We start from the raw sequence: 13,374 nt of genomic DNA, 5'->3' as shown, positions 1-13,374 counted from the left end.
GTGTCAAGGCCGGGACGCGACGGGTAGCATGACGATCAAGCTGCTCGTCAGGCCAAGGAGACATGCCCCCGTGACCGAGCTCGAACGCGTCCCGCCTGGTGTCGACCCCAGCGTTCCCAGCTCCGCCAGGGTGTACGACTACCTCCTCGGCGGCAAGGACCATGTCGCGATCGACCGGGCCGTCGCGGAGAAGCTGCTCGCGGCCGCGCCCGACGCGCGCCTGGTCGCCCGCGCGAACCGGCTCTTCTTAGTACGCGCCGTACGCCACCTGGCGGAGCAGGGCGTGCGGCAGTTCATCGACATCGGGGCGGGCATCCCCACCTCGCCCAGCGTGCACGAGGTGGCCCGCGAGGTGAGCCCGGCCTGCCGGGTGATCTACGTCGACAACGACCCGGTCGTGCGGATGCACGCGCAGGTGCTGCTGGCCGACGCCCCCGGGGTGGCGAGCGTGCAGGCCGACCTGCGCCGCCCCGCCGACGTCCTCGCCGACCCGCACGTCACCGGCTTGATCGACTTCGACCAGCCCGTCGTCGTGCTGCTGGTCGGGGTGCTGCACTTCGTCATGGACGAGGAGGACCCGGCGGGGATCGTGGCGGCGTTCCGGCGGCGGATGGCGCCGGGCAGCCACGTGGTGCTCTCCCACGCCATGGCCGAGAGCGATCCCGAAGCCATCGCCCAGCTCATCCTGGCCACCGCCAACACCCCCGCGCAGTCGACCTTCAGGACGCGGGCGGAGGTGATGGCGCTCTTCGCCGGCTTCGACCTGCTCGAACCCGGCCTCGTCCCCGTTCAGGACTGGCGGGTCCCCGGCGACGAGGAGCCGATCCCGCTGCTGGAGGGACGGCCGCACATGCGCGTCGAGGGCGCCGTGGCCCGCCTCAGGACCGGCTGAGCGCCCCGGCTGCTCACCCCGCTCGGAACGGCCTCGCGATGGGCATGATGGAAGGAGGCTGAACCCCCCGAAAGGTCCGCGCATGCCCCGTTCAGGCTTCGCTGTGTCCTGTTCCCTCCTGCCGTTCGGATTCGGGCTCTCCATCCTCCTGGTGCTGCTGCTGGAATGGCTGCGACCCGACGTCATCCCCTACGAGCTCGGCACGTTCTGGACCGTCGAGCAGCCGTTCTGGACCGCTTTCACCGACTCGCTGCTGCTGGCCTGGCCTCCCATGGCCGCCGGGCTGCTGATGACCTTGATCCGGCTGCCGCGCCACCGCCACGTCCAGCGGCAACTCGCCTGGGGCGACGTCGCCCAACCAGGGCGGATCATCACGCTCGGCCCGTTCCAGCTCCTCTTCCACAGCACTCTGGAAGAGATCCTCTTCCGGTGGCTGCTGTTCTACGCGGCCATCGCCGGGGCGGTCATCGCGGACTTCGTGGTGCTGGGCTTCGCCGGCCTGCACCCGATCCCGTGGATCTTCACCGAGGTGTTCATCCCGCTGGCGGACTTCGCCACGGCCGGGCGGCTGCACGAGGTGCTGACCACCGCCCCGTGGACGGTCGCCGCCGCCATCCTGACCAGCAACGGCCGCTTCCGCAACAGCCACACCTACCAGGGGTTACTCGGGTGGATCTGGTCCTGGTACCTGGGCATGTTCCTGTTCCTGATCATGTTCGAGCACGGACTGGTGGCGGCCATCGCGGTGCACATCGCCTACAACCTGGCCACCCTCGTCGTGCACGTGGCGATCACCGGCGTGCTGCCGCGCATCCTGGTCGAGTGAGCCGAGGGTGGGTGCGTCCCACCCTGGAGAACGGCGGCCTGGTCCTCCCGGCGGCGTCCCATCAGAGTGGAGGGGATGACCGGCTCACCTTGGAAGGCACTGACCATGATCAGAAGACTGCTCCTCCTCTTCGTCACCGTGGGCGTCCTGAGCGCCTGTGATCGCCCGTCCTCGCCTGCCTCCTCCGGCCATCCGGCGTCCTCGCCTGCTTCCCCCGGGCATCCGCCGTCCTCGCCTGCTTCTTCCGGGCATCCGTATGTGGGGATGTGGGTCACCGCCGACGGGCGGATCCGGCAGGAGCTGCTGCCCGACGGGCGCTACGAGGAGGAACGGAACGGGCGCAAGCGCGCCTACACCGGTGGCTACACGGTGACCGGTGACCACATCGACTACGTGGACGACACGGGTTTCACCGCCGACGGCACCTTCGTCAGCCCCGACGTCCTCCACCACGGCGGCATGGTCATGCACCGCGAGCGCTGACCGTACGAGCTCCGTACGAGCGCTGACCGTACGAGCGCTGACCGTACGAGCGCTGACCGTCGCGGGCGAGCGCGACGCCTCGCGGCCAGGGGGCCGCGAGGCGTCGCCGGGGCTCCGCATCAGGCGCGGGGAGCCATCGTGCAGGTTCTGTCAGCGAGCGGCGAAGACCTGGGTCCAGACGATCTGGCCCTGGCTGTTCTTGACCGCGCCGACACCGATCAGGTTGTACTTGCAGTTCATGATGTTGGCCCTGTGGCCGGAACTGTTCATCCAGCTGCGCATCACGTCGGCGGGGGTCCGCTGGCCCTTGGCGATGTTCTCCGCCCAGCCGGAGCCACCGGTGAAGCCGGCCTGCCTGATGCGGTCCAGGAAGCTGCGGCCGTCCTGAGAGGTGTGGCTGAAGTAGTTCTTGACGGCCATGTCCGAGGAGTGGCCGAAGGCGGCCTTACGGAGCTGCGCCTCATGCTTGAGCGGCCGGCAGCCGTCCTTCGCGCGCTCGGCGTTGGTGAGCCGGACGACCTCGTTCTCCTCGGCTGATCCGACCGTGTCCGACGGAGGCGCGGTCGAGGTCTTCGTCGGCGTCGGGATCGGCCGGGGGGTCAGCGTGGTGGTCGGCTTGGGGGTGGGGACCGACGTGGCCGTGGGGGACGGCGAGGGGCTGTCCGTGGGGGTGTCCGTGGGGTGGCAGGACAGCCTGACCGGCCGGGACTTGGTGCTGTGGCCGCGATAGTCCGTGGCCACCGCGTAGTAGACGCCCGGCTTGCAGGGCAGGGCGATGGTGACCCGGGCGTTGCGGGACTTCCTGGCGCCGCTCTTGACGACCGGGTCCGCGCCGGGCTGGGCCCGCTTGACCCGGACCCGGACGACGGCGTTGAACAGGCAGCCACGCCGGGTGGCGGTCGCCTGGATCCTGCCGTCGTCGTTGACGAGCGGTTTGGCCACGGAGACGCGACACGCGGCCTGCGGCACCGTCGCGGCGTGAGCCGTGGCGACGGGCGCCGACAGTGCGGCAACGCTTACGAGGCACGCGAGTACCCCTAAGGGTCTACGCATAAGGGAATCCCTCCAGTTGCGGTAGACGCTGGATGGAATCCGCATTCTGTCGAGTAGGTAAGGCCTCTGTCCTGAAATTTCGGATATTGGGGTAAACCAAAGTGTCAGGAGAGGCGTCTAATGGCCCGATCAGGACAGGCCGAAGGCGTTCAGGAGCCCGGCGATGCGCAGCTGGTCGTGGACCCTCGGGGTGGGCTCCGCCACCTGGAACGAGGCCCCGACCTCCCAGGCCGCCTTCATCGCGTCGACCAGCACCCCGACGCCTGAGGAGTCCAGGAACACCACCGCGGCCATGTCGACGCGCACCGCCGAGGGCCGTTGCCCGGCGATGGCGGCGGAGATCGTCTCCCGGACCCGGGGCGCGTTGGTGTAGTCGAGCTCGCCACGCAACACCACCGGAAGCGTGCCGTCCGTCACCGTGCCGACCGACACCACGTCCATGTCGATTCCTCCTTCGCCGATCGGGGCCGGCAGGCACCGAGTTCATACGTGACTGCTCGGGCACGTACCGTCGAAACCGGTTCAGCGCCGGAATCTCTGGCGAAGTCATCTCATATACGAGTTTCTATTACCGGTCTTCCCCGTCCGTTACGGAAAGCGACCTTTCCGGTGCGATTCGCATTAGTTCTTCCGGGACGGGCCGGCGCCCGGACCCGCCTCAGGAGGAGACGGGCCCGGGGCGTGATCCGCCTAGCGAGCACCCATGAGGTGGTCCATCGCCAGCTGGTCGAGCCGCTCGAAGGCCATGCCCCGGGCGGCCGCCGCGTCGGCGTCGAAGTCCTCGTAGGAGGCGCGGTCGGCGAGCAGGTCGGACAGCGACTCGCCGGCCCCCAGGGTGGGCCTGGCCAGGTCGTCCAGCCGGGAGGCCTTCAGCGCCTCCTGCACCTCGGGGTCGGCGCGGAAGGCCAGCGCGCGCTCCTTGAGCACCAGGTAGTTGCGCATGTTGCCGGCGGCCGACGCCCAGACGCCGTCGATGTCCTCGGTCCGCGGCGGCTTGAAGTCGAAGTGCCGCGGGCCCGCGTAACCGGCCGTCTCCAGCAGGTCCACCAGCCAGAAGGCGTCGCGCAGGTTGCCGGCGCCGAAGCGCAGGTCCTGGTCGTACTTGACGCCGGTCTGGCCGTTCAGGTCGATGTGGAAGAGCTTGCCGTGCCACAGCGCCTGGGCGATGCCGTGCGTGAAGTTGAGGCCGGCCATCTGCTCGTGGCCGGTCTCCGGGTTGACGCCGACGAGCTCGGGGTGGGCCAGCTCCTCGATGAACGCCAGCGCGTGGCCGACGGTCGGCAGCAGGATGTCGCCGCGCGGCTCGTTGGGCTTCGGCTCGACGGCGAACCGCAGGTCGTAGCCCTGCGTGAGGACGTACTCGCCGAGCAGGTCGAAGGCCTCCTTCATGCGGTCGAGCGCCACGCGCACGTCCTTCGCGCCGCCGGACTCGGCGCCCTCACGGCCGCCCCACGCGACGTAGACCTGAGCGCCCAGCTCGACGGCGAGGTCGATGTTGCGGATGGTCTTGCGCAGCGCGAAGCGGCGCACGTCGCGGTCGTTGGCGGTGAACCCGCCGTCCTTGAAGACCGGGTGCGTGAAGAGGTTGGTGGTGGCCATCGGCACCTTCAGGCCCGCCGAGTCCAGGGCCTGGCGGAACCGCTTGATGTGGTTCTCCCGCTCGGCCTCGGTGGATCCGAAGGGGATCAGGTCGTCGTCGTGGAAGGTCACGCCGTACGCGCCGAGCTCGGCGAGCCTGTTGACGCTCTCGACCGGGTCGAGGGCGGGGCGGGTGGCGTCGCCGAACGGGTCGCGGCCCTGCCAGCCGACCGTCCAGAGGCCGAAGGTGAACTTGTGTTCCGGGCGGGGCGTGAGACTGTCAGTCATCGGGACTCCTATTCGTAAGGGCAGAAAACAAATTAATATGCGAAGGGTGGTGGTGGGAAGACCACCCCCCATGATCGTGAGGAGTGAGGCATGTCGGCACAGCGCGTCGTCATCGGCATTGACAGCTCTACCCAGTCGTCGAAGGCCCTCGCCGTGGACGTGGACACCGGCGAGGTTCTGGGTGAGGGACGTGCTTCGCACGTCGTGAGCTCGGGGGCGGGCAGGCAGAGCGACCCGGAGCAGTGGTGGCAGGCGCTGTGCGCGGCCGTCGAGGGCACCGGGCACGCCGCGGACGCCCAGGCGGTCTCCGTCGGCGGCCAGCAGCACGGGCTGGTGACCCTGGACGCCGACGGCGCGCCGGTGCGCCCGGCGCTGCTCTGGAACGACGTCCGCTCCGCGGACCAGGCCGCGAGCCTGGCCGTCAAGTACGGCGCGGACGAGCTGGCCCGGCGCACCGGCAGCGTGCCCACCGCGGCGTTCACCATCGCGAAATGGATGTGGCTGCGCGAGCACGAGCCCGCCGCGGCGGCCAGGGTCGCGGCGGTCCGGCTGCCGCACGACTACCTCACCGAGCGGCTCACCGGCGAGGCCGTCACCGACCGGGGCGACGCCTCCGGCACCGGCTGGTGGACGTCCCAGGGCTACGACGCCGAGCTGCTGCGCGACGTCGAGCTGGACCCGGCGATGCTGCCGCGCGTGGTCTCCGGCCTGGCGGGCACCGTGCGGGCGGGCGGTCCGCTGGCCGAGGGCACCCGGGTCGCCTCCGGGACCGGCGACAACATGGCCGCCGCCCTCGGCCTCGGCGTGCGGCCGGGGACGCCGGTGCTCAGCCTCGGCACCTCGGGCACCGTCTACGCCGTCTCCCGCCGGCAACCGCAGGATCCGACCGGTATCGTCTCCGGCTTCGCCGACGCGCTCGGCAACTGGCTGCCGCTCGCCTGCACCCTCAACTGCACCCAGGCCGTCGACAAGATCGCCGAGCTGCTGGGGCGTGACCGGGAGGCCGTCGAGCCCGGCGGCGAGGCGGTCGTGCTGCCGTTCCTCGACGGCGAGCGGACGCCCAACCTGCCGCACGCCGCCGGACTGCTGTACGGCCTGCGGCACGACACCACCGCCGGGCAGCTGCTCCAGGCGGCCTACGACGGCGCCGCGGCCGCGCTGCTGGGCGCGCTGGACGACGTCCTGCGGGCGGGCGGCGAGCAGCCGGATCACGACGTGCCGCTGCTGCTCATCGGAGGCGGCGCCAAGGGCACCGCCTGGCGCCAGACGATCCGCAGGCTGTCGGGGCGGCCGGTGCTGGTGCCCGAGGCGGGCGAGCTGGTCGCGCTGGGGGCCGCGGCGCAGGCGGCCGCGCTGCTCACCGGCGAGGCGGCGGACGAGGTGTCCCGCCGCTGGGGGACCGCGCGAGGGGAGCTGCTGGACCCGCTGCCCAGGGACGTCGAGACGGTGGAGCGGATCGCCGCCACGCTGCCCCGGGCCGGACAGCTCTTCGCCGCGCCTGGGCATGAGTGACCCCACCGGGGCCGAACCGGATCGTTCAACAATCCTGCGCGTACGGCCCGGCTCCGGGCGTCCGGCGGGCAGGCCCGCCTCGCAGCAGGGGATGCGGCAGCACAACCTCGCCCTGGTGATGGGCACCGTCGCGGCCGACGGTCCGGTCTCCAGGGCGGCCGTCGCCGGGCGGACCGGGCTGACCAGGGCGGCCGTGTCCAGCCTGGTGGACGAGTTGCTCGCCGGCGGGCTGCTGACGGAGCTCGGACCCGCCTCGAACGGCCGGGTCGGGCGACCGGGGAGCGCGCTGGCGGTCAGCGAGCGCGGTCCCGCCGGGCTCGGCCTCGAAGTCGGCGTCGAACACCTCGGCGCCTGCGTCACCGACCTGCGCGGCGAGGTCCGGGTCTGGACACGGGTGGAGAGCGCCAACGCGGCCCTCACCCCCGCCGAGGCGCTGACCCGCCTGTCCGCCCTGGCCGACGACGCCACCCGCCAGGCCGCCTCTCTCGGGCTGCGGCCGGTGGCGGCGGTCGTGGCGGTGCCCGGCCTGGTCGGCGACGCGCCGGGCCGCGTGGACCACGCCCCCAACCTCGGCTGGCACGACGTCGCCGTCGCCGAGCTGTGGCCGGGGGAGCTGCCGCTCCGGGTGGAGAACGAGGCCAACCTGGGCGCGCTCGCCGAGCTGTGGGCGCATCCGGTGGCCGCCGACTTCGTGCACGTCTCGGCGGAGAGCGGCATCGGCGGCGCCCTGGTCGTCGGCGGGCGCCTGTTCAGCGGCGCGCGGGGGCTGGCGGGCGAGCTCGGTCACATGCCCGTCCACCCGGACGGCCACCCGTGCACCTGCGGCGCCCGTGGCTGCCTGGAGCAGTACGCGGGCAAGTCGGCGGTCCTCCGCATGGCGGGCCTGGCCGCTGACGCCGGGGGTCTCGCTCAGCGGGAGGCTTCCGGAGGGCGGTATGACGTGATCGAGACGCTGGCGGTCCGGGCGGGGGAGGGGGAGCCCCTGGTGCTGGACGCGCTGCACCGGGCGGGCACCGCGCTGGGGACGGCGCTCGCCGGGGCGGTCAACCTGCTCGACCCGGCGGCCGTGGTGCTCGGCGGCGCCTACGCCGAGCTGGGCACGTGGCTGCTGCCGTCGATGCGCCGCGAGCTGGCCGAGCGGGTCACCGTACGCTCGTGGGATCCCGGCGCGCTGACCGTCTCGGAGCTGGGCAGGCGCGGGCCGCTGCTGGGCGCGGCGCTGGTCACGGTCCGCGCCATCCTGGAGGATCCGGCCGCCCTGTGGTCCTGACCGTCCCCGGCCCTGTGCCACTCGGCTCGTCGGGGCGTACGCCTCCGAAGGCCGAGACGGAGACGGCGACGTGAGGTCGTCAGCGGCGGCGTAGGAGCACCACGATCGCGCCCGCCGTGGCGGCGGTGAGCAGGGCCGCCGCGCCGATCACCCACACCAGGTCGCCGTCCCGCACGGCGGGCGCGCCCGTGGCGGCGGGCTCGGCACCCGGCCCGGCGGCGTCGCCGAAGATCACGTCGGAGCAGGAGTAGTAGGTGTCTGGTGTGTCGGAGTTCTGCCAGATCGTATAGATCAGGTGGCGGCCGGTCTTGCCGGCGGGCAGCCGGCCCTCCATGGCGTACGAGCCGTCCGTCAGCGGTGGATCGGTGACCTTGAGGAAGGGCTTCCGCTCCAGGTCCGACCAGGCCAGCGGCCGGGACGGGTCGTAGCCGTCCGTCGTCACGTACATCCGGAAGGTCCCCTGATGCGGGATCGTGCCCCGATACCGGAAGGTGTAGTCCGCGCCCGGCGTCAGCTCGGTGGCGGGCCAGTCGGCGCGGGCCAGGTCGAGGCCGCTGAACCGGACGAGGCCGCCGCTGCACAGCTTCCCGTCGGGGATCAGCTCGCGGTCCCTGCCCGCGACGTCGGCCACCCGCAGGTCGTCCCATCGCTCGGCCATCCCCGGACCGCTCACCCCGGCGGCCGCCACGCAGGCCGGCCCCGCCTTCAGCCCGCTCTCCGCGCCGCAGGCCGCCGCCCGGCTGACAGGACGCTCCAACGCCCCGTGTGCCCCGTGCGCCCCGGCCGCCCCGGTGGCCCAGACGGGCAGCAGCAGGCCCGCGCCGAGCACGGTGGCGACCATGCCCACGATCCGGTGTCGCACGGCCACGTCGAAGCCCCCTCAGCGAGTCAACACCCGTCGGGAACAGGTACGAGCCGCCTGTCGTACAAGTTCACCAGGGCACGGAGTGACGCGGTCCTCGACCGGGTGGGAGAGAACGGGGCGGAAAGGCCGAGGGCGCGGCCGCGACAGACCGGGCGCCGGCCAAGGCCGGTTCGGCCCGCGCGCGCGTCCGCGCGAGGCCGATTCGATCAAGCCCCGCGCGTCACGCCGTGGGCGGGATCATAATGCGGGCATGCGCCACGCCGACTGGAGTGTCCTGTCCCCCCGCTGGGCCGGGGTCCGCAGTGAGGAGACCGAGGTCCATGGCACGACCGTCCACTACCTGAGGGCCGACGGGCCCGCCGACGGACCCACCCATCTGCTCGTCCACCCGCTCGCGGGCAGCGCCACCCTGTGGCTCGACGCCATCCCCCCGCTGGCCCGGCTGGGCACGGTCATCGCTCCCGACCTGCCCGGCACGCTCTTCGGGCACACCGGCACCCCGCACCCCCGCGCCGCCAGGGCCGAGCCGAACGCGCGTTTCCTGCGCGCGTTCACCGCCAGGCTGGGCCTCGACGGCGTGATCCTCCACGGATGGTCCATGGGCGCCCTGGTCGCGCTGATGTTCGCGGACCTGGCGCCGGCGCGGGTCGACCGGCTGCTGCTGGTCACGCCGCCGCTGCCGGGCCCGCTGTCCGAGGAGGAGGCGCGGTGGTGGCGTACCGAGGGAAGATTGATCATGGCCGCCGGGGCGCCTCTCGCCCGCGCCGCGCTGCGCCTGACCGCCCGTCCGCTGCTGGACTACAAGCTGAGGGTGTACGCCGAGCGCAGCGCGCGGACGAACGAGCTCCTCGGCGGTGACCTTTCCCGGCTGAGTCCGGACATGGCCTCGCTGCTGGCCGCCGAGCTGCGCAGCGCCCGGCCCGACCGGCTCGGCCACGCCGTCACGGCCGTGGCCTCGCTCCTGACGGCCGTGTACGTCGACCAGCGCCCGGTGCGCGCAATGATGGCCAGGCTGACCATGCCGACGCTGCTGTGCCTGGGCGGGCAGGACCAGCTGACGGTCGACGGCTCGTTCGGCGAGCCGGGCACCCGGCGGCCCGGCTGGGACCGGCACGTGTTCGAGGACGCCGGGCACCTGCTGCCGCTGGAGCTGCCCGAGGCCTACGCGGCGGTGGCCGGACGCTGGGAGTGAGCGGACTGAGCGCACATTGGTAGCGAAACGGTCTGGGAACTGAGAGCCGATCGGTCCCATCCTGACCTCCGTGATCAGGGGGAGAGAACAAGTCCCGTACGTCAGCCGGAGGCGGCGAGCGGACAGGCTGTACGAGCTGGACGGGTTACGGCTGCTGGCCGCGCTGTGCGTGGTGGTGTTCCACTACACCTTCTCGGGACCGGTGGGCGAGACCACCACGGTGGCGTTCCCCGAGCTCGCCGGCCTCTCGCAGTACGGCTATCTGGGCGTCGACCTGTTCTTCCTGATCAGTGGATTCGTGGTGCTGATGAGCGCGTGGGGGAGGAGCCCCCGCGCCTTCGCGGTGTCCAGGCTGGCCCGGCTCTACCCGGCCTACTGGGTCGGGATCGCGGCCACCACGCTGGTGACCGTGACGCTCGGAGCCGGCCTGTTCGACGTCTCGATCGGGCAGGTGCTGGTCAACCTGACCATGTTCCAGGCCGTGCCGAACGTGGCCAACGTGGACGTCGTCTACTGGACGCTGTGGACCGAGATGCGGTTCTACTTCCTCATCGGCCTCCTGACCCTGGTCGGCATGACCAGGACCCGGGTCATGATCATGCTGTGGGGATGGCTGGGCCTGACCGCCCTGGTCCAGTTCGCGCCGGTGCCGGGGGTCGCCGACCTGGTCGTGCAGTCGGAGTTCTCCCACTACTTCATCGCCGGGATGGCCCTGTTCCTGCTGTACGAGTACGGGATCAACTGGCAGCTCGCCCTGATCATCCCCCTCTGCCTGGGCAACGCCGTCTACCGGGGCATCGGCTACGCCGACGCGGTCGGGACCCGCTACGGGGTGGAGTACGACCCGGTGGTGATCGTCGCGGTGGTCGCGACGATCTTCCTCGTCATGACGCTGATCGCGTTGCGCGCGCTCCGGCGGCTGGCGCGGCCCTGGCAGGCGACCGCCGGAGCGCTGACGTACCCGCTCTACCTCCTGCACGCCCACATCGGGTTCATCCTGATCAACCTGGTCGGCGACGCGGTGAACCGGTACGTGGTGCTGGCCGCGCTGATCGCGGTGATGTGCCTGGCCGCCTACGCGGTGAACCGCTGGGTGGAACGGCCGATCGGCCCGCTGATCAGGCGTCTGGCAGGGCCTCGGGAGCCTCGTACACCTCCCGGTGCCACAGCGTCTCCGCCACTCGCTCCAGCCCGCCCGCCAGGTGGCGGCGGAACGTACTGATCGGCAGGCCGAGACGCTCGGCCGCGGCCTCCTGGGTGGGGACCCGGCTGAGGTAGGCCGAGACCACGGCCTGATGCTGGCGGGCCGCCCGCGGATCCCTGCCGACCTGCTCGACCGCCTCCTCCAGCAGCTCGCGCAGCGCCTGGGCGGGATCCGGCGAAGGGTGGTCGGCCACGAGCCTGCTGCGGGTCAGCGGATTGCCGATCAGGGCCCCCGGCCGCGACAGGCTGCGCATCGCATCGCGTACCGCGGAGTCGAAGTCCGGCCGCGACAGCACCAGCAGGCCGGGCGGCTCCGGCGGCGGGGCCGCCCGGGGCCCGGACTGCCCGCGCCGGCCCATGCGCTCCAGCCAGGCCTCCGCGGTCGTGGTGCGCCAGTCGTGCGCGAACAGGCCGTAGGTCTCCCTGCCCCGGCGCAGGCGTACGGCGAGGTCGTGCAGGTCGTGGTGGCGCAGGTAACGGCGCCAGGACTCCGGGTCCCGCATCACCATGAACGCCCAGGCCAGCCGGTCGGCCCGCAGGCACTCGCCGATGGCGCGCCACTGGACCAGGTCCATCACCGGCGAGGGGCCCTGATGGGCGGGCATCACCCAGGCGCGGCAGAAGGCGACGTACTCCCCGGGCCGCAGCGGGGCGGTGGCCCGGATGTGCTCCCAGGCCGGGCCCAGCATCACGTCGGCCGCGAGCTCCTCCTCGCTGGGCTCCGCCATCACGATCCACGACATCAGGCCGACCGGCTCGCCTGTCTCGGTGTCGCGGTGCACCCAGAAGGACTCCGGTCGCCTGCTGATCCAGAAGGCGGCGTCGGCCGCCGACTCCGGGCCCTCCGCCTCGGCCGCCATCCGCAGCAGCTGCGCCCTGTCCTCGGGCCGGTACGGCTCCTCGTGCACCTCGCCGTCGCCCCGCCAGCCCTGGAACTTCGAGGTCACCCCGTCGTGGCGGTGCAGGTAGAACAGCGAGCCCATGGCCGTCGGCGCGGCCTGGTCGCAGGCCACCCGCACCTGCCCGGCGAGGTGCGCGTGGATGCGGCGGTGCATGTCCGCGTACCCCTCGGGGTCGCGCCAGCGCAGATCGGCCTCCAGCGCGTCCCTGACCACGTCGTGCGGGAACAGCCCGTGCCTGTTCGCCTCGATGAACGGCAGCCTGCGCAGCCACTCGAACAGCGGCCCGGCGTCCTGCGGCAGCACCGCGCGCAGCAGCTCCTCGGTGGTCGTGCGGGCGTGCGCGCACACCTCCAGCGCGTGGCGGTGGGCCGGCGACGGCACCTCGCCGACGAGCTGGTCCAGCAGCGTCTCCGCGACGTCCTTGCGCAGCGTCCAGCGCGCCGACGCCCGCTCGTCCTTGGCCGCGACCGCCGCGCCCAGGCAGAGCGCCAGCGGGTGGCCGCCGGCGAAGGCGAGTAACGGCTCGCGCAGCTCGGACGCCACGCCGCGGGCGTCGATCAGCTCCATGGCCTCGTCCGGCGCCAGCGGGCGCAGCGGGATCACCCGCAGCACCTCCGCCCAGCCCGGGTCGGCCTGCCAGCGCAGGTCGGGCGGGTTCCGCCCGGCCACGACGACCAGCGCCCCCACCGGCACGCGCGGCAGGAAGCGCTCTCTGAGCCAGCCCGCCAAGCCCTGGCAGAGCTCGAAGGTGTCCACCAGGAGCACCACTCGCTCGCCGGTCAGCACCTCGCCGGCCTGCGCCTCGAACGCGGCGGGCGAGGGGTCCACGGTGTGCCCGTCCACGGTCACCACCCGCCGGCCGGCCGCTCTGGCCTCGGCGGCGAAGCGCCGTAACAGCGCCGACTTGCCGATGCCGCCAGGGCCGTGGACGTACAGCACGCCGAACGATCCGTCCGTGCCGAGCGTCGCCCGGAAAAGCGCCAGTTCCTCGCCGCGTCCCACGAACGCGCGGTCGCGTGCGGCCTGTATGCGCTGCCCCAGCGATGAATATTCCCCGTCAAGACTGGACAACATGCAGCAACCCTAACTTTTCGCTTCTGGTCAGGATTGCGTAAACCAGCGACACATTTGTATATTTTTCGACATTTGTTCGCTTGGGCGCCATCTCGGTCCCCTGAACTGGTCACTTGCCGAGGTGGCGTGGGGGAGGGGAGGTCGTGGTAAGCTGGTCCTGTGTTCGCAGTTCTGGTACCCATGGATTTCGTGTGCGCCTGACGGGATGTAAGCCCTCGGGCGCATTTGTCTTTTCG

At 72.0% G+C, this 13,374-nt stretch carries 12 protein-coding genes; 7 read left to right on the top strand and 5 right to left on the bottom strand.

Features of this window, described 5'->3' with window-relative positions; translation table 11 throughout:
* The first annotated feature begins 70 nt into the window (after positions 1–70).
* The 3 genes from ACIBQX_RS38035 to ACIBQX_RS38025 all read left to right on the top strand — a co-directional run bounded on the left by ACIBQX_RS38035 (position 71) and on the right by ACIBQX_RS38025 (position 2,201).
* Positions 71–892, top strand: coding sequence for an SAM-dependent methyltransferase (locus tag ACIBQX_RS38035; protein ID WP_397013309.1), 822 nt, complete (start codon positions 71–73; stop codon positions 890–892).
* Between the two features lie 82 nt (positions 893–974).
* Positions 975–1,718 carry a hypothetical protein gene (locus tag ACIBQX_RS38030; protein WP_397013307.1) on the top strand — a complete coding sequence of 248 codons (744 nt, stop codon included), beginning with the start codon at positions 975–977 and terminating at the stop codon, positions 1,716–1,718.
* Positions 1,719–1,793: 75 nt separating this feature from the next.
* The gene (locus ACIBQX_RS38025; RefSeq protein ID WP_397013305.1) at positions 1,794–2,201 is read left to right on the top strand and encodes an Atu4866 domain-containing protein; all 408 of its coding nucleotides are present in this window, start codon (positions 1,794–1,796) and stop codon (positions 2,199–2,201) included.
* A gap of 150 nt (positions 2,202–2,351) precedes the next feature.
* Here ACIBQX_RS38025 and ACIBQX_RS38020 read toward each other — a convergent pair whose 3' ends face one another.
* The 3 genes from ACIBQX_RS38020 to xylA form a co-directional block, all read right to left on the bottom strand.
* A complete protein-coding gene (locus ACIBQX_RS38020; RefSeq protein ID WP_397013303.1) occupies positions 2,352–3,143 on the bottom strand; it encodes a CAP domain-containing protein in 792 nt (263 codons plus the stop codon).
* Between the two features lie 240 nt (positions 3,144–3,383).
* Complete coding sequence (locus ACIBQX_RS38015) at positions 3,384–3,695, bottom strand: STAS domain-containing protein (protein WP_397013301.1); 312 nt, start codon at positions 3,693–3,695, stop codon at positions 3,384–3,386.
* Positions 3,696–3,944: 249 nt separating this feature from the next.
* Positions 3,945–5,120: a xylose isomerase gene (gene xylA / locus ACIBQX_RS38010; RefSeq protein ID WP_397013299.1), complete on the bottom strand. Its 1,176-nt coding sequence runs from the start codon at positions 5,118–5,120 to the stop codon at positions 3,945–3,947.
* Between the two features lie 90 nt (positions 5,121–5,210).
* On the opposite strand from xylA, the gene xylB reads away from it, so the two are divergent.
* Together xylB and ACIBQX_RS38000 are read left to right on the top strand one after the other, a co-directional pair.
* On the top strand, positions 5,211–6,632 hold the full coding sequence (gene xylB, locus ACIBQX_RS38005; RefSeq protein ID WP_397013297.1) for a xylulokinase: 1,422 nt from the start codon (positions 5,211–5,213) through the stop codon (positions 6,630–6,632).
* On the top strand, positions 6,625–7,902 hold the full coding sequence (locus tag ACIBQX_RS38000) for an ROK family protein (protein WP_397013295.1): 1,278 nt from the start codon (positions 6,625–6,627) through the stop codon (positions 7,900–7,902). Before xylB ends, ACIBQX_RS38000 begins: the two co-directional genes overlap by 8 nt.
* A gap of 79 nt (positions 7,903–7,981) precedes the next feature.
* On the opposite strand, the gene ACIBQX_RS37995 is transcribed toward ACIBQX_RS38000, so the two are convergent.
* Complete coding sequence (locus tag ACIBQX_RS37995) at positions 7,982–8,770, bottom strand: lytic polysaccharide monooxygenase (protein ID WP_397013293.1); 789 nt, start codon at positions 8,768–8,770, stop codon at positions 7,982–7,984.
* Positions 8,771–9,017: 247 nt separating this feature from the next.
* Here ACIBQX_RS37995 and ACIBQX_RS37990 point away from each other — a divergent pair, with 247 nt between their 5' ends.
* Both ACIBQX_RS37990 and ACIBQX_RS37985 read left to right on the top strand, forming a co-directional pair.
* The gene (locus ACIBQX_RS37990; RefSeq protein ID WP_397013291.1) at positions 9,018–9,959 is read left to right on the top strand and encodes an alpha/beta fold hydrolase; all 942 of its coding nucleotides are present in this window, start codon (positions 9,018–9,020) and stop codon (positions 9,957–9,959) included.
* A gap of 70 nt (positions 9,960–10,029) precedes the next feature.
* Positions 10,030–11,181, top strand: a complete 1,152-nt coding sequence (locus ACIBQX_RS37985) for an acyltransferase family protein (RefSeq protein ID WP_397013289.1) — start codon at positions 10,030–10,032, stop codon at positions 11,179–11,181.
* Here ACIBQX_RS37985 and ACIBQX_RS37980 read toward each other — a convergent pair.
* Positions 11,078–13,138: an ATP-binding protein gene (locus ACIBQX_RS37980; RefSeq protein WP_397013287.1), complete on the bottom strand. Its 2,061-nt coding sequence runs from the start codon at positions 13,136–13,138 to the stop codon at positions 11,078–11,080. The genes ACIBQX_RS37985 and ACIBQX_RS37980 overlap by 104 nt on opposite strands.
* Between the last annotated feature and the right edge of the window lie 236 nt (positions 13,139–13,374).

The sequence above is a fragment of the Nonomuraea sp. NPDC049714 genome (genome assembly GCF_044465295.1).
In the GTDB taxonomy this organism is placed as follows: domain Bacteria; phylum Actinomycetota; class Actinomycetes; order Streptosporangiales; family Streptosporangiaceae; genus Nonomuraea.
Note: the sequence above shows the minus strand (reverse complement) of the source record. Positions and strands in the feature narration are given on the sequence as shown.

What these genes read in the sequence shown, in the direction of transcription:
- ACIBQX_RS38025 (WP_397013305.1), top strand. Translation starts at nt 1,794, where the DNA reads ATGACCGGCTCACCTTGGAAGGCACTGACCATGATCAGAAGACTGCTC.
- ACIBQX_RS37980 (WP_397013287.1), bottom strand. Translation starts at nt 13,138, where the DNA reads ATGTTGTCCAGTCTTGACGGGGAATATTCATCGCTGGGGCAGCGCATA.
- ACIBQX_RS38015 (WP_397013301.1), bottom strand. Translation starts at nt 3,695, where the DNA reads ATGGACGTGGTGTCGGTCGGCACGGTGACGGACGGCACGCTTCCGGTG.
- xylB (WP_397013297.1), top strand. Translation starts at nt 5,211, where the DNA reads ATGTCGGCACAGCGCGTCGTCATCGGCATTGACAGCTCTACCCAGTCG.
- ACIBQX_RS38000 (WP_397013295.1), top strand. Translation starts at nt 6,625, where the DNA reads ATGAGTGACCCCACCGGGGCCGAACCGGATCGTTCAACAATCCTGCGC.
- ACIBQX_RS37990 (WP_397013291.1), top strand. Translation starts at nt 9,018, where the DNA reads ATGCGCCACGCCGACTGGAGTGTCCTGTCCCCCCGCTGGGCCGGGGTC.
- ACIBQX_RS38030 (WP_397013307.1), top strand. Translation starts at nt 975, where the DNA reads ATGCCCCGTTCAGGCTTCGCTGTGTCCTGTTCCCTCCTGCCGTTCGGA.
- xylA (WP_397013299.1), bottom strand. Translation starts at nt 5,120, where the DNA reads ATGACTGACAGTCTCACGCCCCGCCCGGAACACAAGTTCACCTTCGGC.